Origin of the sequence: Streptomyces sp. CY-1, from assembly GCF_047218265.1 — a bacterium.
Lineage (GTDB): Bacteria > Actinomycetota > Actinomycetes > Streptomycetales > Streptomycetaceae > Streptomyces > Streptomyces niphimycinicus.
On the sequence record NZ_CP178393.1, the window covers coordinates 575,457 to 593,723 of the forward strand.

An 18,267-nucleotide genomic window follows, 5' to 3' on the forward strand; every position below is an offset into this window, starting at 1 on the left:
CGCGCGCATCCTGCCAACGACAGAGACAGAAGCCGCTGGGCCGGCGAATCAACGGTTCCGCTCGGCTGAATGACAGGTCGAGCTAATGAGCCCCGAAACGGCGCCAAACACCGGCCACGAATTGTCACTTGGCTTTATCAGCGTGCGACGAGTCGTCGACGACAGGCAGCCGCATGCGCGACGTTCAGTAATGAGGATCGGCAACCGCTCAGCGGGATGTGCGAGCCTTCGCATCGGGCGCCCCGTCCCTGGGCTTGGGCGGTACGCAGAACCATGCCAGACCCGCGGCGGCCAGGTAGGCAAGCGCACCGATGGCCATGCTGGTGCGCAGCCCCTCGCCGTAGTCGGCGGCCGTGGCCAGCAGGGTGCCACCGAGTGCCACGCCGATGGCGCTTCCGAGCTGGCGGGTCGTGTTGAACAGGGCGGAGGCGGTCCCCGAGTACGCCGGGGGCGCGGCGCCCATGACCGTGGAGGCGGAGCCGGTGAGTGCGAAGGAGGTGCCGAATCCGGCGGCCATCATCGGGGCCACCAGCAGCGGGTAGGCGGGATCGGTTCCCGCCGCGACCCAGCCGGCCAGCCCCAGGCCCGCCAGAAGCATGCCGGTGAACACCAGCGGACGGTCGCCGGTCGTGCGGGCCAGCCGCCCGGACAGTACGGAGGCGAACATGGTCATCGCCACCGCGGGGAACAGTGCCAGGCCGGTGACGAGGGCGCTGTAGCCGCGCTGATGCTGGAAGTCCAGGCTGGCGGTGAACACCATGCCGTAGAAGCCGAAATTGAACAGGAGGCCGATGACGGCTCCGCCGCCCAGCGCACGCGAGCGCAGCAGGCTCGGCGGAACGGCGGGCGAGCGGGCCAGCCGCTCGCGCACCAGGAACGCCATCGCGGCCAGTACGGACAGACCCACCCCGGCGAGGACGACGGGGTCGGACCAGCCACGCCGGCCGGCCTCGTTGAGCGCGGCGGTCAGCGAGGCCACTGCCGCCACCACCGCGCACTGCGCCGGCCAGTCCAGAGCCCGGCCGGTGAGCCGGTCGGAGGGCGCCACATGGCGCAGCGTCAGCATCAGGCAGGCGAGGCCGACGGGCAGGTTGATGAGGAACACCCATCGCCAGCCCACGGTGGAGACCAGCAGCCCGCCCAGCAGCGGCCCCGCCGAGGCCGCGATGCCCGCGATGGAGCCCCATACCCCGAAGGCCCGCGAGCGCGCGGCCGGAGCCGGGTATGCCTGCTGGAGAAGGGCCAGCGAGCCGGGCACGATCAACGCCGCACCGAGGCCCTCCGCCACCCGGGCGGCGATCAGGACGGGGGCGCTCGGTGCGAATGCGCACGCGGCCGAGGACACGGTGAACACCACCACGCCGGTGCAGAAGATCCGGCGGTTGCCCAGCCTGTCCCCCAGCGCCCCGCCGCTCAACAGGAACCCGGCGAAGGCCAGGGTGTACCCGTCGGTGATCCACTGGATGCCGGTGAGCGAAGCCGACAGCTCCCGGCCGATCACCGGCACGGCCACGTTGATGACCGTCACGTCCAGGATCACCATGAAGTACCCGGCGCACACGGCCAGCAGTGGGATCCAGTACCGCATGCCGGACACCGGGCCGGGCGCAGGAGAGGACGCGGGCTCGCCGCCACCGGCCGACTCCGCGAACGCCACGTCCCCGACTCCGTCCCGTCCACGAAGGCTTTACGACAAAAGGCACAATAAGGGATGTATGGGTGCACAGCGGGGTGCGGCGGCCCGGATCGCGCTGTGGATACTGGACCTGTGGTCCACCCTCGCGAAGATCCGCATTCCGTCCCCACCGAACTGCGGCCCTACCTGGCGGAACTCGTCCGGCGCACCCGCACGGTGTGCGGGCCCCATCTGGTGAGTGTCGTCGCGGTCGGCTCCCTGGCGCTGCGGGACTATCGGCACGGGCGCAGCGACGTCGATGTGACGGTCGCCGTGGAGCCGTCACTGCCCGGACCGGCCCGGCACGACCTGGCCGGGGCTCTCGCCCACCCCCACCTGCCCTGCCCTGCGGCGGGCCTGGAACTGGTGGTCTACGGAACGGATTTCCTCAGCCGCCCCTCCGGTGCGGCCGGGTACCTTCTGGACCTCAACACCGGCCCGCTGCTGCCGAACCGGGCCGATGTCGACGCGGCACGCTCCCCTGCGTTCTGGTACGTCATCGACCGCTCCGTCGCCCATCAGACCGGGCTCTCGCTGTTCGGCCGCCCCGCGCGGGAGGTGATCGCCGCGCCGGAGCGCCCGGATCTGCTCGCCGCGATCCGCGCTTCCGTCCGTGAGCACAGCGACGGCGAGGGCCACCTCGCGGACAACCGTGTGCTCAACGGCTGCCGCTCGGTGGTGTTCTGCCGTACGGGTCGCTGGCTGACCAAGCGCGGGGCGGCGCGGGAAGTCGCCCTGGCCGAGGAGGACTTCCGGCCGCTCATCGAGGCCGCGGTGAGCAGCTTCGAGCGCCCCCGCTCCTCCGCGATCCCCCTGCCCGCCGCCGCGGTGCGAGCCTTTCTGACCTGGGTACGCGAACGGGTCGATCAGACCGCCCGGGCGACCGGGGCCTGAGCGGGGCGGCCGGGCGAAGGACCCGTCGGCAGCACGGACTTCGCCGACAGCGCAGTCGGCTCAGGGCCGCAGCAGGATGCGGATCGGGTTGCCCTCCCGGTCACGCAGTCGGCGGATGGCCTCGTTCACGTCCTCCAGTGGCAGGATCGCGCTGACCGACCCGGAGATGTCCAGACGGCCCCGGGCGGTCAGCTCGACCAGGTCCTCCAGATGCTCCATGCGATACCCGGTGTGTCCGATCACGGTGTGGCGGTTGCGCACGAAGTGGATTTCGGGGCCCACGGACAGCGGGTCGGGAGAGATGCCGACGAGCACCAGCCGGCCCCGGTGGCCGAGGGCACGCTCCGCCTGGGTGAAGGAGGGCGCGCGGCCGACGCAGTCGAAGGCGACGTCCAGACCCTTGCCCGCCGTGATCTCCTTCAGCCTGGCCCGGGTGTCCTCGTCCGTCGGGTCGAGCGCGAAGTCGGCGCCCAGGGCGAGGGCGCGCTCACGTGCGGCGGGCAGCGGATCGAGGGCGACGATCGGGGAGGCGCCGCAGACGCGGGTCAGTTGTACGAGGTGGGTGCCCAGGCCCCCCAGCCCCCAGATGCCCACCGATTCGGCGGACCGCAACTGGGCGGTGTCGATGGCGCCGTACGGGGTGGACACGGCGTCGGCGAGCACGGCGGCGTGTTCCAGGGGTACGGAGTCGGGCACGGCGATGAGCGTGGTGGCGTCGGTCAGTACGTACTCGGCCCAGGCCCCGTCGTAGTGGAAGGCCATGACCTGGAGGTTCTCACAGGTGTTCGTGCCACCGCCGAACCGGCAGGCGGGACACGTGCCGCACGCCTTTCCCGCGCCCAGGACCACCCGGTCGCCCGCCTTCCAGTGCTCGGCGCCGTCGCCGACCGCCGCCACCACGCCCGACGCCTCGTGCCCGGGGGTGACCACCGGCAGCCGGGGTGCGATATGGCCGTCGAGCTGGCTCAGGTCCGACTGGCAGATGCCGCACGCGGCCACCTTGACCACGACCTCGCCCGCTCCCGGCCGGGGCACGGGCACATCCTCGACCGTGAGCGTGCCCGCTGCCGTGTCGAACCGGGCCGCGCGCATCGTGGCCGGGAGGGCGTCCGCCACCGCGTCCGCCGTTGCGTGCGCGCCGGAGCGTATCGGTCCTGCGTCCAAGGTCATCCGTGGTTCCTCCCTGGTGGTTCGCCGGGTGGCGCGGCCGGTCACCGCGCCGGTACGGGACGGCGAGTGATCATGATGCCGTTTCGCAGTCTGCCGTATGCGGCGCATCCGTCGGCAGGCCCTGAGGCCCCGTCACCGATGCGCGTCGCGCAGCAGAGTGTCGACGGTGCGGTCGACGAAGGTGGTGAGTTCCTGTGCGTCGTGGCGCCCGAAGGTGGAGGTCCACAGGGCGAAGCGGCCGAAGAGGGCGGACCACAGGAGCATCGCGGTCTGCTCGGCACCGTCCGGCCAGCGCAGTCCTTCCTGTTCACATGTCTCGATGGCATCGACCCACTGCCGCCACAGCAGTCGGGCCGGATGGGCCTGGCCGGGCTCGCCGAAGCTGGACGAGTTATGACCGAACATCAGGCGGATGACCCCGCGCTCGGTGCGGGCGAAGGTGCAGAAGGCGTTCGCCTGGGCGCGGAGGCGTTCACCGGCGTCGGCACCGTGGCCGGCCGCCTGGGTGTCGGCGCCGCGCATGGCCGCGACGACACGTTGGTAGCCGTCCTCGGCGACGGCGCGGGCGAGCTGGTCCTTGTCGGCGAAGTGCAGATACATGCTCTGGGCGGCGATGCCGACTTCGCGGGCGACCTCCCGGAGGGACACCGGCAGCGGGTTACCGCTGAGCTTCTGATCGAGGAGCCGTGCCACGGCGGCCAGAATCTCGGCGCGGAGCCGGTCCCCCTGGCCGCGGGGATTGCGCCTGCGGGTGGTGTCGGTGGCGGTGTCCTCGTTCATGCACCTCATTCTGCGACACCTCGATGGCCGGTCCTTCTGTCGTCAGGGGTCCGCCCGGCTCACCAGGTGACCGGGAGGGAGTTGAGGCCATAGACGATGGAGTTCTTCTTGAACGGCAGCTCGTCCTGGGCGATGGCGAGCCGCAGCCCGGGGATGCGCTCGAAGAGCCGCGGCCAGGCGACCTGCATCTCCACCCGCGCCAGGTTCTGGCCCAGGCACTGGTGGGAGCCGAATCCGAACGCCACATGGCGGCGGGCGTTGCGCGCGATGTCGAGCGTGTCCGCGGGACACTCGCCCTCGTTGGCGCCGAAGGCGCGGGGGTCCCGGTTTCCCGCGATCAGCGAGACGATGATCCCCTCGCCCTTGCGGACAAGCTGCCCGCCCACCTCGACGTCTTCAAGGGCCACCCGCCGCGGATCGGTGGAGACGATGCTCCAGTAGCGCAGCATCTCCTCCGCGGCGCTCGGGGCCAACTCGGGGTGGGCCCGCAGCCGGTCCCGCTGGTCGGGATTGACCAGGAGCGCCACCGTGCCCAGGCTCAGCATATTGGCGGTGGTTTCGTGCCCGGCGCCGACCAGGATCCCGACCAGGACGGGCATCATCCCGGGCGCGAATCCGTCCGGGCCGGTGTGGTGAGCCAGCAGCCGGCTGATCATGTCGTCCGAGGGCTCACGGCGTTTGCGCTCGACGAGGGCCTCGTAGTACGCGAACGCCTCCCGCTGTGTACGGGCGCGCTCGTCGTGGCCGACGTCCAGGTCTGTCCCGGCGTTGGCGTGCCGTTCGAAGAGGTGGTGGTCCTCGTAAGGGACGCCGAGGATGAGGCAGATGGCCCGGGAGGGCAGGGGCAGCGCGAAGTCGCGGATGAAGTCGGCCGGGCCGCCCTTGGCGAGCATGGCGTCGATCAACTCGTCCGTGATCCGCAGCAGGTTCTCGCGCATCGCCTGCGTGCGCTTGACGCTGAACTCCTTGGTGAGCATCTGCCGCAGCCGGGCGTGCTCGGGGTCGTCCAGCCGCAGGAACAGACCGCCCTCGTGTTCGGGCTGGTTGGAGTGGACCAGCGGGAAGTCGGGGTTGCGCACATCGGCGCTGAAGGACGGGCTGGAGAGGACGGCACGGATGTCCGCGTGCCGGGTGGCCAGCCAATGCGTGGAGCCGTCCCAGATGGTGACCTTGTGGAGACCGCCGGCTTCCCGGAACGCGGTGTGCCGCGGAGGTGCGCTGAACGGACACGTCCGCGGGGCGGGGAAGAACGGCGCTTCCTCGGTGGAAGCGGTCTCGGATGCGGTGGTCGTCATCTCGCCTTCCTTGCTGAGGAGTTGAGGGCAACCTGACACGCGTCACCTTACGAGTGTCCGGCTGAGCGAGGCAAGGCTGTCCGGCCGTCGGAACCTGGCCACCGAGGCCGACCGCAAATGCACCTCCTGGCGCGGTGACCGCGGCCACCGCGCCAGTTCAACGGCGGGATCGGCCTCCACGTGGCAATCACGCGGATGTACCATCCAGCACCAACGTGGTGTGCGCCCAGATGAGGGAGCTTGTAGTGGACACTCCTGCCGATAGCACCAGCCTGAAAACCCAGTACGCGGCTCAGGTGGCCGCCGATCTGGAACGCAACTCCGCCGAGCACGAGCGACTCAGCTCCGAAATCGCCTCGTTGCAACAGCAGTTGGCGGTGCTCGAAGACAACCGGACACTTCTGCTCAGCATGCGGGAGACTCTTGGCGACGACGCCATTGGTGGCGCACCGGAGAGTGGTGGCGTCAGCGGCCCTGGGGATGGTTCGTCCGCGACACGGGAATCCGCGGCGCCGCCTGCCACCCGCAAGCCCAGGAAGAAGGCCGACGCGGTCGGCGGAAAGCGGAAGGGTGCGGAGTCGGCCGACAGCCGCCCGAGCCGCAAGCCGGTGCGCGAAGCGGGCGCGCCCACGCTCCGGGAGCTGGTGCGCGATGACCTCACCCAGCACGGCGAGCCCCGCTCCGCAGCCGAGATCACCGCCACTCTCACCCAGGCTCTTCCGGGACGCGACATCAAGCCCACGGTGGTGCGCAGCACCCTCGAATCACTCGTCGCCAAGGGCCAAGCACACCGCACCAAGCAGCAGAAGTCCGTCTTCTACTCGACCGCCACCCCGGACGCGGACACCGGTGCGGCCGAGCCCGGCGAGGCACGCGCCTCCTGAGAAGCTTGCCACGTTCAGCCCGGGTGACGGGCGCGGCGGCGCTCCCGGAGCAGCACCCGAGCGGTGGTCGGCAGCGGAGGACGGGCGGGGGCGCGGAGGACACCGGGGCCCTTGGTGGCGGCTGCCGTGGCCGTGAGCTGCTCGATCTCGATCATGGCGCGGAACAGTGGGCGGCCCTCGGGCGGCGCGAGGCCGACCAGGCTCCGGCTGGTGGACAGGCACTGGTGGGCCTGGTCGAGGAGATGCGCCAGCAGGCTCCGGGTTCCGGGGGTGTCCTGGGCGTTCTCCAGGTCGACGCGGGTGACACCGTGCGCGTCGAGGGTCTCCCGCACCAGATTCAGGCGTCCGTCGGCGAGGTCCTCGGACAGGTCGTTGACGAAGTCCAGGCGCTGGCTGCCGTCGATGAACACGCGGCATGCCTCGCGGTAGCCCACCGGGGTGTCCTCCCCGGTGATCAGGCCCGCGATCAGCATGAACGCCGGTAGGGCATACGCGTCGACGTAACGCTGGTAGTCCGCTTCGGTGGCGAATCCGGTGAACTCCAGCTCCAGTGGGGCCGCGTCGAGGAAAGCCTCGACCCGGTCGCGCAGCCCTGGGTGCGCGGAGACGGTGTGCAGCAGCGGCCGTACGGCGGCATGCTCGCTTCCGCCACCCGCCAGGCCGTCACGCACCTGCTTCGCCCACTCCGCGAAGGCCCCGGCACGCTCCTCGGCGGGGCCGCTGTCGAGAAGTGTGTCGGTGCGATGCATGAAGGCCGTCGCCGCGATCAGATGCGGCAGCAACGGCGGGGGCAGCAGCAGGCGTGCGGCGAGGTAGGAGCTGCGCCGGTAGCCCGCCACCAGTTTCCGCTGCTGCGTATAACTCTCCCGCAGCCGGGGGTCGCTGATCCCCGCGGCATCCAGCGCCTTGCCCCACGGGCCCATGCCCGACCCTCCCGATCTCTTCCCCCGTACGACCACCCGGTGGCACTCCGCACCGGCGTGTGAAAGCGCCGTACCCGCGTGCCGCCGTCCGCGGTAGAGGCTACCGCCGGCATCCCGCGCCACCAGGCCGGACACGGGGCACGCCTCGGTCTCCCCTGCCCCGCCACTTCGGCGCGCGCTCTAGCGGCGGCCGCGTACGAGCAGTTGGAGGAAGTACGGCGTGCCGATCACCGCGGTCACCAGGCCGGCCCCGAACTGGGCCGGGACGACCCGGGCGTGCTGTCGGCCCACCAGGGCCCGGGCCGCGTGCGGTGCCGCCAGGCCCCGCCGGAGGGTCACCGATGCGTCGTGCAGGACGTCGACGCCTTCGTAGGCCACGGTGACACCGGTGGCCGACAGTTCATGCCCCCGTGGGCTCTTGGCCTCGGTGATCTCTTCAGCAGCTCTCACGAGGCGAAGTGTCTTCACATGATCTTGCCTGGCGCCGCGGGCGCCAACCGTGCCACCGGCGGGAGCGGTGAGTGCTGCGGGGAGGCGCGGAATGCCTGGATGACGAGCGCGGCGAAGCGCCGGGAGGCCGCGACCCGGGCGGTGTTCGAGGTGGTGTGGATGCCCCTGTTGGCCATCAGCATGAGGATCAGATCGTCCAGGACGAAGTCGGGGCGCAGATGGCCGGCGTCCTTGGCGCGGTGGGCCAGTTCGGCTATCGACCGCAGCGCGTACGCCCGCTCCGCGGCGAAGTCCATCGCCTCGGGGAAGGTCGCCATGAAGGCTTCGGTGAAGCCTCGGCTGCGGGCGTGCAGCTCACAGGTCTTCTCGATCACGAGGCAGAACCCACGCCATGGATCCGGCTCGGCGAGCCCCTCCTCGACAAGGACGTGGCATGCGCGCATCTCGTCCGCGAAGGCTTCGGTGGCCAGCATCTGCTTGGTCGGGAAACGGCGGTACAGGGTGGCGGGGCCGACCCCGGCGTGCCGGGCGATCTCCCGCATCGGCACGTTCAGACCTTCGGTGGCGAACAGCGCACGGGCCGCGTCGAGGATGCGTTCGCGGTTGTCCAGGGCGTCGGAGCGCAGGGTGTGAGGCAAACGGTCGGTCACCGCTCTCACTTTAGCCAACCGGACGGGGGCGTCCGTTAGCGTCCGAGTCCGAAGGCATGGAAGCCCGGCGCTACTCCGGGGGGCCGGGCGGGCCGGTCCCGACCCTTCCCAGCCGGTCCCCATCGATCCGGCCGGCCCCGGAACCCGGCCGACCCCAGAACAAGGAGACGACGTTGAAGGCAGTCGCGATCCAGGCGTTCGGACGCCCGGAAGGTCTGGCGCTCATCGACCTCCCCACCCCCACTCCCGCGGAGGGACAGGTGCTCATCGCCAATGAGGCGATCGGCGTCGGCGGCGTCGACGTCGTGATCCGACGCGGTGTTCTCACCACCTACGGCTTCAAGGAAGGCCATATCCCCGGCAGCGAGGTAGCCGGCATCGTGACCGCGGTCGGCGACGGCGTCGACACATCATGGGTCGGTCAGCGCGTATGGGCGTTCACCGGTGTGAGCGGCGGCTACGTCGAACAGGCGATCGCCTCGGTCGAGGACATCCTGCCCCTCCCCGGGAACCTGTCGCCTGTCGGCGCGGTGACGCTCGGGAGCTCCGGAGTGGTGGCCCACTTCAGCCTTGCCCATGCCCACTTCGCACCTGGCGAGTCGGTGCTGGTGCGCGGTGCGGCCGGCAGCATCGGGATCATGACGGTCCAGCTCGCGGCTCGCGGCGGTGCCGCCGCGGTGGCGGTCACGACGTCGTCGGCCGAGCGTGGCGACCGCCTGCGCAAGCTCGGCGCGACCCATGTGCTGGACCGCTCCGGCGAAGGGGAGGGTGGCGAGGACGCTCCCGAGGGCTACGACGTCATCATCGACATCGTGGCCGGTGCGGATATGCCGTCCTTCTTCGCCAAGCTCAACCCGAACGGTCGCATGGTGGCCGTCGGCATGGTCGGGGGCCGGCCGCCGGCGGACTTCGGTATGACGATGATGGCCGCGTTCCGGAAGTCGATGTCCTTCGCCACCTTCAGCGCCGACACCGTGGCCGAAGCCGATCGGCGTGCGGTGCGGACCGAGCAGTTCGCTGCCGCGGGCCGCGGCGAGTTGCCCATGGTGGTGCATGAGGTGGTGCCGTTGGAGGACGCCGTGCTGGCACACCGGAAGATGGACGCCGGTGAGGTGTTCGGCAGGATCGTGCTGACACCGTGATCGTGGCGGCCGTGGGGCCGTGACAGGGTACGTACCCCGGGGAAGTGCCCCGGCTCGGTACGGGGAGGGCGCGTGGAATCCGTGAGCGGGCAGGGCGACGGCGGCACATGGCCCACGGGTCTGGACGAGGCGATACGCGCCACCGCGGCCGACATCGCCACAACGCTGCGCGGCGCACCCGACACCGGGGCTCCGGTGCCCGGGTCGCAGTGGACGGTCGGGGACGCGGCGGCGCATCTGGCGCAGGCCAACGAGCTGATGGCGCACCTCGCGGACGGGAGGACACGCAGCTACGGGGACGGCACGCCGCACGGGCTGGCCGAGGCCAACCAGCTCGCGCTCGCCGCGTTCGCCGAGCGCCGGGCCGAGCCGCTGGCCGCCATGATCGTGGAGCAGGCCGATGCCTTCCTCCGGTCGGCGGCCCGGCCCGCGTCGCCCGGGGAACTGATCACACCGATGGGCCCGATGAGCCTCGACGTACTGGGGTCGTATCTGCTGACCCATATGCTCGGCCACGGCTATGACCTCGCCTGTGCGCTGGGCCGCCCGCATATGCTCAACCGGGCCCGGGTCGAGCTGACCCTGCCGTTCCTGATCACGGCCATGCCACGGGTGGTCGACACCACGGCCACCGCCGGGCTCACCGCCCGCTTCACCATCCGGCTCAAGGGTGGCGCCCGCTTCGGCGCCACCTTCGCCGACGGCGCGGTGACCGTCACGCCGCACCCGCCGAGCCGCCCGGACTGCACCATCCTCACCGAGCCCGTCGCCTTCCTCCTGATGGCGCTGGGCCGCCTCGGCCCGTGGGGCGCCGCCGCCAGGGGCCACGTCCTCGCCTGGGGCCGTAAGCCCTGGCTCGCGCCACGGTTCCCCACGCTCTTCACCGCGCCCTGATCCGGCCGGGGAGCGGACCGGATCGGACTGAAGCGGACTGGCCTGGAATGGCCTGGACTGGGCTGGACTCGCCTGGGCTGGATCGGACAGCCCGCCGCGGATGCCCCGTGGCTCAGGTGGCGCAGGCCGGATGGCCCCAGCCGTCGGAGTTCTTCATGATCGTCTCGCCCTTGGCGTAGGGCGTGCCGCAGCGGCACCGGCCGGGGAACTTCGCCTTGATGGACGCCTTGGAGCGGGTGCCCGTCCCCCGCTGCGCCGCCGTCGTGCGCGGGCGCGCCATACCACCGCGGCCCGCTGAGCGTGTTGCCGTCTGGGCCTCGGGCGGTGGCAGGGCGGAGCCGAGCGAGGTGCCCGCGGGCTGCTGGGTGCGGGCGGTGTGACTGGCCGCCTGGTCGGCGGCCGCGTTGAACGGGTCACCGTCGACCTGGTGCGCCGGAACATAGACGAATTCCACCTTGCGGCCACCCAGAAGCTCGTCGATACGCATCACGAGTTCGCGGTTGGCCACCGGGGATCCCGAGGCGGTCTTCCACCCCTTCTTCCGCCATCCGGGCAGCCATGTGGTGACCGCCTTCATCGCGTACTGCGAGTCCATGCGGACCTGGAGCGGCACGGCCGCGTCGGTGGACTCCAACAGCCTTTGCAGTGCGGTGAGTTCGGCCACGTTGTTGGTCGCGGTGCCAAGCGGACCGGCCTCCCAGCGCTCCAGCGCACCGTCGGTGCCCGCGATGACCCATGCCCAGGCCGCGGGCCCGGGGTTTCCCTTCGATGCCCCGTCACACGCGGCGATGATCTGTTCAGCCATACGTCGATACTGCCAGCACTTCTCATCCGGCACTGCGGAGACCCGGTCCTCGTCGGCGGCCTGCCGTCCGCCCCGATGGCGAGCCGAGCCACCCACTCTTACCCCTCGCGCAAACGGCGGTCGACGTCGGCCGGTCCTCCCCTGGGCCACGGGGCGTTCATCAGATCCGCGCCGAACGGGCACACCATGTACACATGTTCGGGCTTCGCGCATGGGAATCTCCCAGAGCTTGTGCCTTGAACATCCGTACTCGCGGCGCCGGTTGGCGGTCCGGGTACTCATCTAGGAGAGGACACCCCCACATCATGTCCACTCATCGCCCGAGCCGATCACGGCGACTGCCCCTGCTGGCCGTAGTGGCCGTGGCCGGTATCGCCGCCCCGTCGGTCGCCGCCGCCAACACACCGGCCACGACCGACACCAACCGTCCCACGGCCGTGCAGGCGCTGGACGACACCTACTACCAGGACGCGATGGGCAAGAGCGGCCCGGAACTGAAGGCCGCGCTGCACACGATCATCAGCGACCAGACCAAGGTGTCCTACGACGAGGTATGGGACGCACTGAAGTCCACGGACGAGGACCCGGCCAACCCGTCGAACGTCATCCTCCTCTACACCGGCCGCTCCCAGTCCAAGGACGCCAGTGGCGGCAACCCCGACGACTGGAACCGCGAGCACGTCTGGGCGAAGTCGCACGGCGACTTCGGCACGGCCACCGGGCCCGGCACCGACCTGCACCACCTGCGCCCCGCCAACGTCAAGGTGAACAGCATCCGCGGCAACAAGGACTTCGACAACGGCGGCCAGGACGTCCCCGACGCCCCCGGCAACCGCACCGACGACGACTCCTTCGAGCCCCGTGACCAGGTCAAGGGCGATGTCGCCCGGATGATCCTCTACATGGCCGTCCGCTACGACGGAGACGACGGCTTCGCCGACCTCGAGCCCAACGACAACGTCGACAACGGCTCCGCACCCAACATCGGCCGCCTGTCCGTGCTCAAGGAGTGGAGCGCCGAGGACCCGCCCGACGCCTTCGAGGAGCACCGCAACCAGGTCATCTACGACAGCTTCCAGCACAACCGGAACCCGTTCATCGACCACCCCGAATGGGTCGACTCCATCTGGAAGTAGCCCGAGGCTCCGCCCCCGCCCCCGCCCCGGCGCAACGCACCGGGGCAGGGGCGGGGGCCGCAGTGGCCACCACGCCATCCGGCTCTGGGCGCCACTGCCCGCTGTGGTAGGCAGTCCCCGTGCGTATTCTCTTGCCGCTGCCCGACCGGGACTTCGACGTCACCGAGGTGGCCGTGCCCTGGAAGCTCCTGACCGACCTCGGCCATGAGGTCGTGATCGCCACCGAACACGGCGACGGCCCGCCTGCCGCCGATCCGCTGCTGATCACCGGAGTGCTCTTCGGGCAACTCGGCGCGGAACCCGAGCCCAAGGAGTTCTACCAGCAGCTCACCGAGGCGACCGCCTTCCGCCACCCCCTCGCGTGGGCGGACCTCAAGCCCGAGGCGTACGACGGGCTGATCCTGCCCGGCGGCCACGCCCCGGGGATGCGCCAGTACCTCGGCTCCGAAGTCCTGCGCGAGAAGATCGCGGAATTCTGGCGGCTGGACCGCCCGGTCGGCGCCATCTGCCACGGCGTCCTCACCCTGGCCCGCACCAACGACCCGGCCACCGGCCGCAGCCTCCTCGCCGACCGGCGCACCACCTGCCTGCCCGCGTACATGGAGCGGACCGCCTACTACCTCACGGCCTGGCGCCGCGGCCGCTACTACCGCACCTATCCGGCCTACGTCCAGGACGAGGTCGTCGGCGCCCTGACCGACCCCGCCCAGTTCGAACGCGGACCCATCGAGCTACGCCGCCGCGGCACGGCCACCGACGACACCCCCGCCTTCGTCGTCCAGGACGGCCGATACCTGTCCGCCCGCTGGCCCGGCGACGCCTACCTCTTCACACGGCGCTTCGCCAAGATGCTCACCTGAACGACCCTGCCCTCCCCAGCGGGCCGGCACCGACAATGTCAGTCGGCCCCGACACCCGAGCGGAGTGTCAGGGCCGACGGTGAATGCCCTCAGGCTCAACAGCCCTTAGTCATCAACACACTTGGGGTACTTCGAGCCCCGGTTGCAGTCGTGGTAGTCGTACTTGCTGACCCGGAACTTCTTCTCGTCGCCGCCCTTGGCCGGATCAACGACCAGGTAGAACTTCTTCCCGTCCTTGACCTTGTCGGTGACTGTCCCATCAGGACCCCGGTCAAAGTCCTGTGCGCACCCGGCGAGTGTGAGGGCTGAACATGCCAGGAGGGCAAGGGCAAGGCGACGCATGTCGTGCTCCGATCAACGTGAGAATTGCGAGATAGTCTAGGGGTCTCCGGATCATGCGCAGGCCAGGGGTGTCATTCACTCATCGGCGTAGTCACGGGCGGGGATCACCTCACGCTATGTCGGCTTGCCGACAGCCACCACGACCGCGTCGAGCTCGCGGCCCGCTGGTCCCTGCGCAAACGTCAGGGACGGAGCGCGACCAGGAGATCGACCACGTAGGTCTCTTCCACCTCCTCGCGGGGAAAGATCCTGCCCAGCCGCTCCCGCTCGTCTACGAAAAACGCCTGACGGTCAACCTCTTCAAGGACGAGGAATGCCGATCGGCTGCCAGTGTTGGCGAGATGCGTGTCCAAGGAGACGGTGCGGCTCCAGCGCACTTGGCGGCGCTCAACTCGCAGTCCCGTCAGCCCAGCCAGCCGGATGGCATCGCTGTCCGAAGGGCGCACCGCAGACCGTGGCCTCACCCCGCAGTGGTGCGCGATACGCCCGTGCTGCTCGCGGATCCACGGCACGTCGAAGGCCGTGGTGTTCCACCAGATCGCCAGCGCACCGCCCGCTCGCAGGACGCGCAACGCCTCCGGGACGGACCGGCCAGGATCGGTCCACTGCCATGACTGGGCATACGTGATGAGGTCGCAGGAAGCCTCGGCCAGCGGAAGCGCATTACCGTCGCCCCTCACGACCGGCACCCCCGGGAGCGCCTGGTGGAACTCACCAGCCATGGCCTCACCCGGCTCGACAGCGATCACATCAGCACCTCGCTCCCGCAGCAGCACGCTGGCGATTCCGGTGCCCGCGCCGACATCGGCGACCCGGGCACCAGCCAGACGACGGCCTGCGAACTCCTCGATGAAGTCGAAGAGCGCGGCTGGATACGAAGGCCGACTCGCCGCGTACTGAGCCGCGGCTACGTCGAACGACTGGGCGCGAGAGCTGACGGTCATACCCTCATCATCACCTCCCCACGCCAAACACTCGACCACCGCCAACCCTGTGATCGTTTCCGGTCACAGCGCTAGTAGGCTCCTGTCCACTGCAGTGGCGGCTGTTCCTGCCCAAGGAGTGGGCGGCGGACACTGACCGCAGGACCCTCACCCGCATCCCGCCCGAGGCCGGCCACCGCGAGAAGTGGCGGCTGGCTCTGGACATGCTCGACACGCTGGCCGGCTGGGGCATGAGGCCGCCGGTCGTGGTGGCCGACGCCGCCTACGGCACCAACGCTCACCTTCGGGCCGGCCTGGCACAGCGGGGAATCGACTACATGCTGGCCGTCCGCGCGGACGTGACCGCCCACCCATTCGACGCCCAGCCGACAGCCCCGGACCGCAAGGGCCCCGTCGGCTGCCGGCCCCAGCCCCGCTACCGCCACCCCGCACCCTGAAGTGGCAGCCCTTGCCACCGGCCTCGGGCAGAAGGCGTTCACCTCCCTCACCTGGCGGCAGGGCTCACGCGGCGAGTTACGTTCCCGCTTCGCCGCCGTGCGCGTCCACCCGGCCGGCAACGCCGTCGAACGTCCCATCCGGGCCGCCGCCTCTGCCGAACAGGGCTGGTGGGACGGCATCCTGCCCGACTGCTGGCCGCTGGTCGAATGGCCCGAAGAGGCCGAGGCTCCCACCGACTACTGGCTGTCCAACCTGCCGGCCGACACCCCGATCGCCGACCTGGTCCGTCTGGCCAAGGTCCGCTGGCGCATCGAGCACGACTACCGCGAACTCAAGCACGGCCTGGGCCTGGACCACTTCGAAGGCCGGTCCTGGCCCGGCTGGCACCACCACGTCACCTCGTGACCGCGGCCCACGCGTTTCTCACCGAACAACGTCTGGCCCCAAAAGCACCTGGACCGCACTCACCCTCCACCAGATCCTCGACGACCTCCAAGACATCCTGAGGTGCTGGACCGGCACCTGCACCACCTGCCACCAGCCCCTCCCCACCAGGACCACAACACCCAGATCAAGACAGACCTAACGGAGTCCTACTAGGGCCGGATATAGGGCCGGGTGATGATTTCCATGTTGTGGCCGCCGGGATCGTCGAAGTAGGCGCCGCGGCCGCCGAAGAGACGGTTGATCCGTCCGGGGTCGGTGTGGCCGGGGTCGGCGTAGTAGGTGACGCCGACCGCTTCCAGGCGGGCGATCATGGCGTCGAACTGCTCATCGGGCACGAGGAACGCGTAGTGCTGCGGCTGTATCGGCTCGTCGCGCTTCTCGTAGTAGTCGAGCGTCACGCCGTTGCCGAGATCGATGGGCAGAAACGGGCCGAACGGGGCGCCTACCTCCACTCCCAGAATCGCGGCGATGAACTCGGCGGACAACTGCCGATCGTGGGCGTAGACGGCGGTGTGATTGAGCTGGACGACGGTGGTCCGGGGCTCGGAGTCGTGCCGGGGCTGCGTTGGGTGGGACATCTGTGGTGTGTCTCCGCATCGTGGAATCCGCTGGGGCCGGCGCCACGTACGGGCGCCGGGAGGAACGACACGGAGGAAGGGGCGGACCTCTGGCCCGCCTCGGGCTCACGCCGAGGCCGGGCGCCTCACTCGTGCGTGGCCCATGGCCGACCCGGCAGTCACCTCACCGACTCTAGCAGCGCCCGCCCGTCAGGCCCCAGGGGCAGTTGGCGGTGGCGCAGGGCCGTGACGCGGTGCGCGGGCGCTCGTCGATCCGAGACCATGCCCGAAGGTCATGCTGTCCGGGCTGGCGAGCCACTGGGTCCAATCGCTCGCCCCCGACCACGTCGCCCCTCGCCCACGCCCACGCGGCCGGGAGCGCCATGTCCGATTTCCGCCAGCACACCACCCCTGCCAGGGCGCACAGTGGAGGTGTGATGAGCGACGACAGCAGCTACGAGGCGGTGTGCAGCCGCGACGCGCGGTTCGACGGCGAGTTCTTCTTCGGTGTCGCCACGACCGGGATCTACTGCCGGCCGAGCTGCCCCGCGACCACGCCCCGGCGCAAGAACGTCCGGTTCTTCCCGACCTCGGCCGCCGCGCAGGGCGCGGGGTTCCGGGCCTGCCGCCGCTGCCGCCCGGACGCCGTGCCCGGCTCCGCCGACTGGAACGCGCGGGCGGACGCCGTCGGCCGCGCCATGCGGATGATCGGGGACGGGGTGGTGGACCGGGAGGGGGTGGCCGGGCTCGCGGCGCGGCTCGGCTACAGCGCCCGGCAGGTGCAGCGGCAGTTGACCGCCGAGCTCGGCGCCGGGCCGGTCGCGCTCGCCCGCGCGCAGCGCGCGCACACCGCGCGGATCCTGCTCCAGACCACCGCCCTGCGGGCTTCGGAGATCGCGTTCGCGGCCGGGTTCTCCAGCGTCCGGCAGTTCAATGACACGCTGCGCGAGATATACGCCGCCACCCCCACCGAACTGCGTGCCGCCCGGCCCGCCAAGTCCTCCCTGTCCGGGCACCCGGTGGCCACCGGCGGGGTGCTGGGGACGAACGGCGGGACGGCCGGGGTGCCGCTGCGGCTCGCCTATCGCGGCCCGTACGACACCACGCAGGTCTTCGACTATCTCGCCCGGCGCGCCCTCACCGGCCTGGAGGAGATGGTGGGCAGCCCGGGCGCCCGCACCTACCGCCGCACCCTGCGGCTGCCGCATGCCTGCGCCATCGTCGAGATCGACGAACGGCCCGGTGACGGCTGGCTGGAGTGCCGGCTGCGCCTGACCGAGCTGCGCGATCTGACCACCGCCATCCAGCGGATTCGGCGCCTGTTCGACCTGGACGCCGATCCGTACGCGGTCGCCGAGCGCCTCGGCGCCAATGCCGCGCTCGCGCCCCTGGTGGACGCGCGGCCGGGGTTGCGTTCCCCGGGCACCGCCGACCCTCACGAACTCGCCGTGCGCGCCGTGCTCGGCCAGCAGGTCTCGGTGACGGCCGGGCGTGTGCTGGGCGATGCGCTCGTCGCCGCGTACGGGAAGCCCCTGGCGCGGCCCGACGGCGGGCTCACGCATCTCTTCCCGCGTGTGGAGGACCTGGCCGAGGCGCCGCTCACCGAGCTCGGCATGCCGGATAGCCGACGCGCCACGCTGCGCACGCTCGCCACCGCGCTCGCGGACGGCACGGTGCGGCTGGACGCGGGTGCCGACCGCGACCGGGCCGAGAAGGAGCTGCTGGGGCTGCGCGGCATCGGCCCCTGGACGGCCGGTTACGTCCGGATGCGGGCGCTGAGCGACCCCGATGTGCTGCTGGAGTCGGATGTCGCCGTCCTGGCCGGGGCCCGCGGCGCCGGGGCACATCTGGAGGACTCAGAGGGCTGGCGGCCCTGGCGCTCGTACGCCATGCACCACCTCTGGAACGCCCCGCGGGCCCGGCCCGAGTGAGCTACCGCGCGCTGCCGGGGCCGCCGAGACAGCGGCGGGGACGTGTGCAC

The 18,267-nt window shown here is 70.8% G+C and carries 17 protein-coding genes and 2 pseudogenes; 8 read left to right on the forward strand and 11 right to left on the reverse strand.

Annotated features, from left to right (window positions below):
• Positions 1–208 precede the first annotated feature (208 nt).
• Positions 209–1,657, reverse strand: coding sequence for an MFS transporter (locus ACK1X7_RS02690; protein WP_385153438.1), 1,449 nt, complete (start codon positions 1,655–1,657; stop codon positions 209–211).
• Between the two features lie 111 nt (positions 1,658–1,768).
• On the opposite strand from ACK1X7_RS02690, the gene ACK1X7_RS02695 reads away from it, so the two are divergent.
• Positions 1,769–2,569: an aminoglycoside adenylyltransferase domain-containing protein gene (locus tag ACK1X7_RS02695; protein WP_413114588.1), complete on the forward strand. Its 801-nt coding sequence runs from the start codon at positions 1,769–1,771 to the stop codon at positions 2,567–2,569.
• A gap of 60 nt (positions 2,570–2,629) precedes the next feature.
• Here ACK1X7_RS02695 and ACK1X7_RS02700 read toward each other — a convergent pair whose 3' ends face one another.
• From ACK1X7_RS02700 to ACK1X7_RS02710, 3 genes are all read right to left on the reverse strand, one after another.
• Entirely contained in the window at positions 2,630–3,739 is a 1,110-nt protein-coding gene (locus ACK1X7_RS02700; protein WP_385153432.1) for a zinc-binding dehydrogenase, read from the reverse strand.
• A gap of 132 nt (positions 3,740–3,871) precedes the next feature.
• Positions 3,872–4,519: a TetR/AcrR family transcriptional regulator gene (locus ACK1X7_RS02705; protein WP_385153429.1), complete on the reverse strand. Its 648-nt coding sequence runs from the start codon at positions 4,517–4,519 to the stop codon at positions 3,872–3,874.
• Between the two features lie 59 nt (positions 4,520–4,578).
• The gene (locus ACK1X7_RS02710) at positions 4,579–5,814 is read right to left on the reverse strand and encodes a cytochrome P450 (RefSeq protein ID WP_385153426.1); all 1,236 of its coding nucleotides are present in this window, start codon (positions 5,812–5,814) and stop codon (positions 4,579–4,581) included.
• A gap of 245 nt (positions 5,815–6,059) precedes the next feature.
• On the opposite strand from ACK1X7_RS02710, the gene ACK1X7_RS02715 reads away from it, so the two are divergent.
• Positions 6,060–6,698 carry a hypothetical protein gene (locus ACK1X7_RS02715; protein ID WP_390794333.1) on the forward strand — a complete coding sequence of 213 codons (639 nt, stop codon included), beginning with the start codon at positions 6,060–6,062 and terminating at the stop codon, positions 6,696–6,698.
• Between the two features lie 14 nt (positions 6,699–6,712).
• On the opposite strand, the gene ACK1X7_RS02720 is transcribed toward ACK1X7_RS02715, so the two are convergent.
• From ACK1X7_RS02720 to ACK1X7_RS02730, 3 genes and pseudogenes are all read right to left on the reverse strand, one after another.
• Positions 6,713–7,621: a phytoene/squalene synthase family protein gene (locus ACK1X7_RS02720; RefSeq protein WP_385153421.1), complete on the reverse strand. Its 909-nt coding sequence runs from the start codon at positions 7,619–7,621 to the stop codon at positions 6,713–6,715.
• Between the two features lie 180 nt (positions 7,622–7,801).
• Positions 7,802–7,945 (reverse strand): annotated as a pseudogene (locus ACK1X7_RS02725) (ferrichrome ABC transporter permease); the annotation flags it as partial.
• Between the two features lie 140 nt (positions 7,946–8,085).
• Positions 8,086–8,721 carry a TetR/AcrR family transcriptional regulator gene (locus ACK1X7_RS02730; RefSeq protein WP_385153418.1) on the reverse strand — a complete coding sequence of 212 codons (636 nt, stop codon included), beginning with the start codon at positions 8,719–8,721 and terminating at the stop codon, positions 8,086–8,088.
• Between the two features lie 173 nt (positions 8,722–8,894).
• Here ACK1X7_RS02730 and ACK1X7_RS02735 point away from each other — a divergent pair, with 173 nt between their 5' ends.
• Positions 8,895–9,863: a zinc-dependent alcohol dehydrogenase family protein gene (locus tag ACK1X7_RS02735; protein WP_390794334.1), complete on the forward strand. Its 969-nt coding sequence runs from the start codon at positions 8,895–8,897 to the stop codon at positions 9,861–9,863.
• Between the two features lie 72 nt (positions 9,864–9,935).
• A complete protein-coding gene (locus ACK1X7_RS02740; protein WP_413114589.1) occupies positions 9,936–10,757 on the forward strand; it encodes a maleylpyruvate isomerase family mycothiol-dependent enzyme in 822 nt (273 codons plus the stop codon).
• Between the two features lie 112 nt (positions 10,758–10,869).
• Here ACK1X7_RS02740 and ACK1X7_RS02745 read toward each other — a convergent pair whose 3' ends face one another.
• Positions 10,870–11,562, reverse strand: coding sequence for a ribonuclease H family protein (locus tag ACK1X7_RS02745; protein ID WP_413114590.1), 693 nt, complete (start codon positions 11,560–11,562; stop codon positions 10,870–10,872).
• Between the two features lie 305 nt (positions 11,563–11,867).
• Here ACK1X7_RS02745 and ACK1X7_RS02750 point away from each other — a divergent pair, with 305 nt between their 5' ends.
• The gene (locus ACK1X7_RS02750; RefSeq protein WP_413114591.1) at positions 11,868–12,698 is read left to right on the forward strand and encodes an endonuclease I family protein; all 831 of its coding nucleotides are present in this window, start codon (positions 11,868–11,870) and stop codon (positions 12,696–12,698) included.
• Positions 12,699–12,817: 119 nt separating this feature from the next.
• Positions 12,818–13,558 (forward strand): type 1 glutamine amidotransferase domain-containing protein, encoded by a 741-nt coding sequence (locus ACK1X7_RS02755; protein ID WP_413114592.1) that lies wholly within the window; start codon positions 12,818–12,820, stop codon positions 13,556–13,558.
• 105 nt (positions 13,559–13,663) lie between these two features.
• On the opposite strand, the gene ACK1X7_RS02760 is transcribed toward ACK1X7_RS02755, so the two are convergent.
• Positions 13,664–13,900 (reverse strand): hypothetical protein, encoded by a 237-nt coding sequence (locus ACK1X7_RS02760; RefSeq protein WP_014058039.1) that lies wholly within the window; start codon positions 13,898–13,900, stop codon positions 13,664–13,666.
• Positions 13,901–14,082: 182 nt separating this feature from the next.
• Positions 14,083–14,844: a class I SAM-dependent methyltransferase gene (locus ACK1X7_RS02765; protein ID WP_413116841.1), complete on the reverse strand. Its 762-nt coding sequence runs from the start codon at positions 14,842–14,844 to the stop codon at positions 14,083–14,085.
• Positions 14,845–14,924: 80 nt separating this feature from the next.
• On the opposite strand from ACK1X7_RS02765, the pseudogene ACK1X7_RS02770 reads away from it, so the two are divergent.
• Positions 14,925–15,788 (forward strand): annotated as a pseudogene (locus ACK1X7_RS02770) (IS701 family transposase); the annotation flags it as partial.
• Between the two features lie 90 nt (positions 15,789–15,878).
• Here the strand turns inward: ACK1X7_RS02770 and ACK1X7_RS02775 are convergent.
• Positions 15,879–16,307, reverse strand: coding sequence for a VOC family protein (locus tag ACK1X7_RS02775; protein WP_385158583.1), 429 nt, complete (start codon positions 16,305–16,307; stop codon positions 15,879–15,881).
• Positions 16,308–16,723: 416 nt separating this feature from the next.
• On the opposite strand from ACK1X7_RS02775, the gene ACK1X7_RS02780 reads away from it, so the two are divergent.
• Positions 16,724–18,217 (forward strand): AlkA N-terminal domain-containing protein, encoded by a 1,494-nt coding sequence (locus tag ACK1X7_RS02780; protein WP_390794337.1) that lies wholly within the window; start codon positions 16,724–16,726, stop codon positions 18,215–18,217.
• The last annotated feature ends 50 nt before the right edge of the window (positions 18,218–18,267 follow it).

What these genes read in the sequence shown, in the direction of transcription:
- ACK1X7_RS02775 (WP_385158583.1), bottom strand. Translation starts at nt 16,307, where the DNA reads ATGTCCCACCCAACGCAGCCCCGGCACGACTCCGAGCCCCGGACCACC.
- ACK1X7_RS02780 (WP_390794337.1), top strand. Translation starts at nt 16,724, where the DNA reads ATGAGCGACGACAGCAGCTACGAGGCGGTGTGCAGCCGCGACGCGCGG.
- ACK1X7_RS02705 (WP_385153429.1), bottom strand. Translation starts at nt 4,519, where the DNA reads ATGAACGAGGACACCGCCACCGACACCACCCGCAGGCGCAATCCCCGC.
- ACK1X7_RS02745 (WP_413114590.1), bottom strand. Translation starts at nt 11,562, where the DNA reads ATGGCTGAACAGATCATCGCCGCGTGTGACGGGGCATCGAAGGGAAAC.
- ACK1X7_RS02750 (WP_413114591.1), top strand. Translation starts at nt 11,868, where the DNA reads ATGTCCACTCATCGCCCGAGCCGATCACGGCGACTGCCCCTGCTGGCC.
- ACK1X7_RS02700 (WP_385153432.1), bottom strand. Translation starts at nt 3,739, where the DNA reads ATGACCTTGGACGCAGGACCGATACGCTCCGGCGCGCACGCAACGGCG.
- ACK1X7_RS02720 (WP_385153421.1), bottom strand. Translation starts at nt 7,621, where the DNA reads ATGGGCCCGTGGGGCAAGGCGCTGGATGCCGCGGGGATCAGCGACCCC.
- ACK1X7_RS02765 (WP_413116841.1), bottom strand. Translation starts at nt 14,844, where the DNA reads ATGACCGTCAGCTCTCGCGCCCAGTCGTTCGACGTAGCCGCGGCTCAG.
- ACK1X7_RS02760 (WP_014058039.1), bottom strand. Translation starts at nt 13,900, where the DNA reads ATGCGTCGCCTTGCCCTTGCCCTCCTGGCATGTTCAGCCCTCACACTC.
- ACK1X7_RS02710 (WP_385153426.1), bottom strand. Translation starts at nt 5,814, where the DNA reads ATGACGACCACCGCATCCGAGACCGCTTCCACCGAGGAAGCGCCGTTC.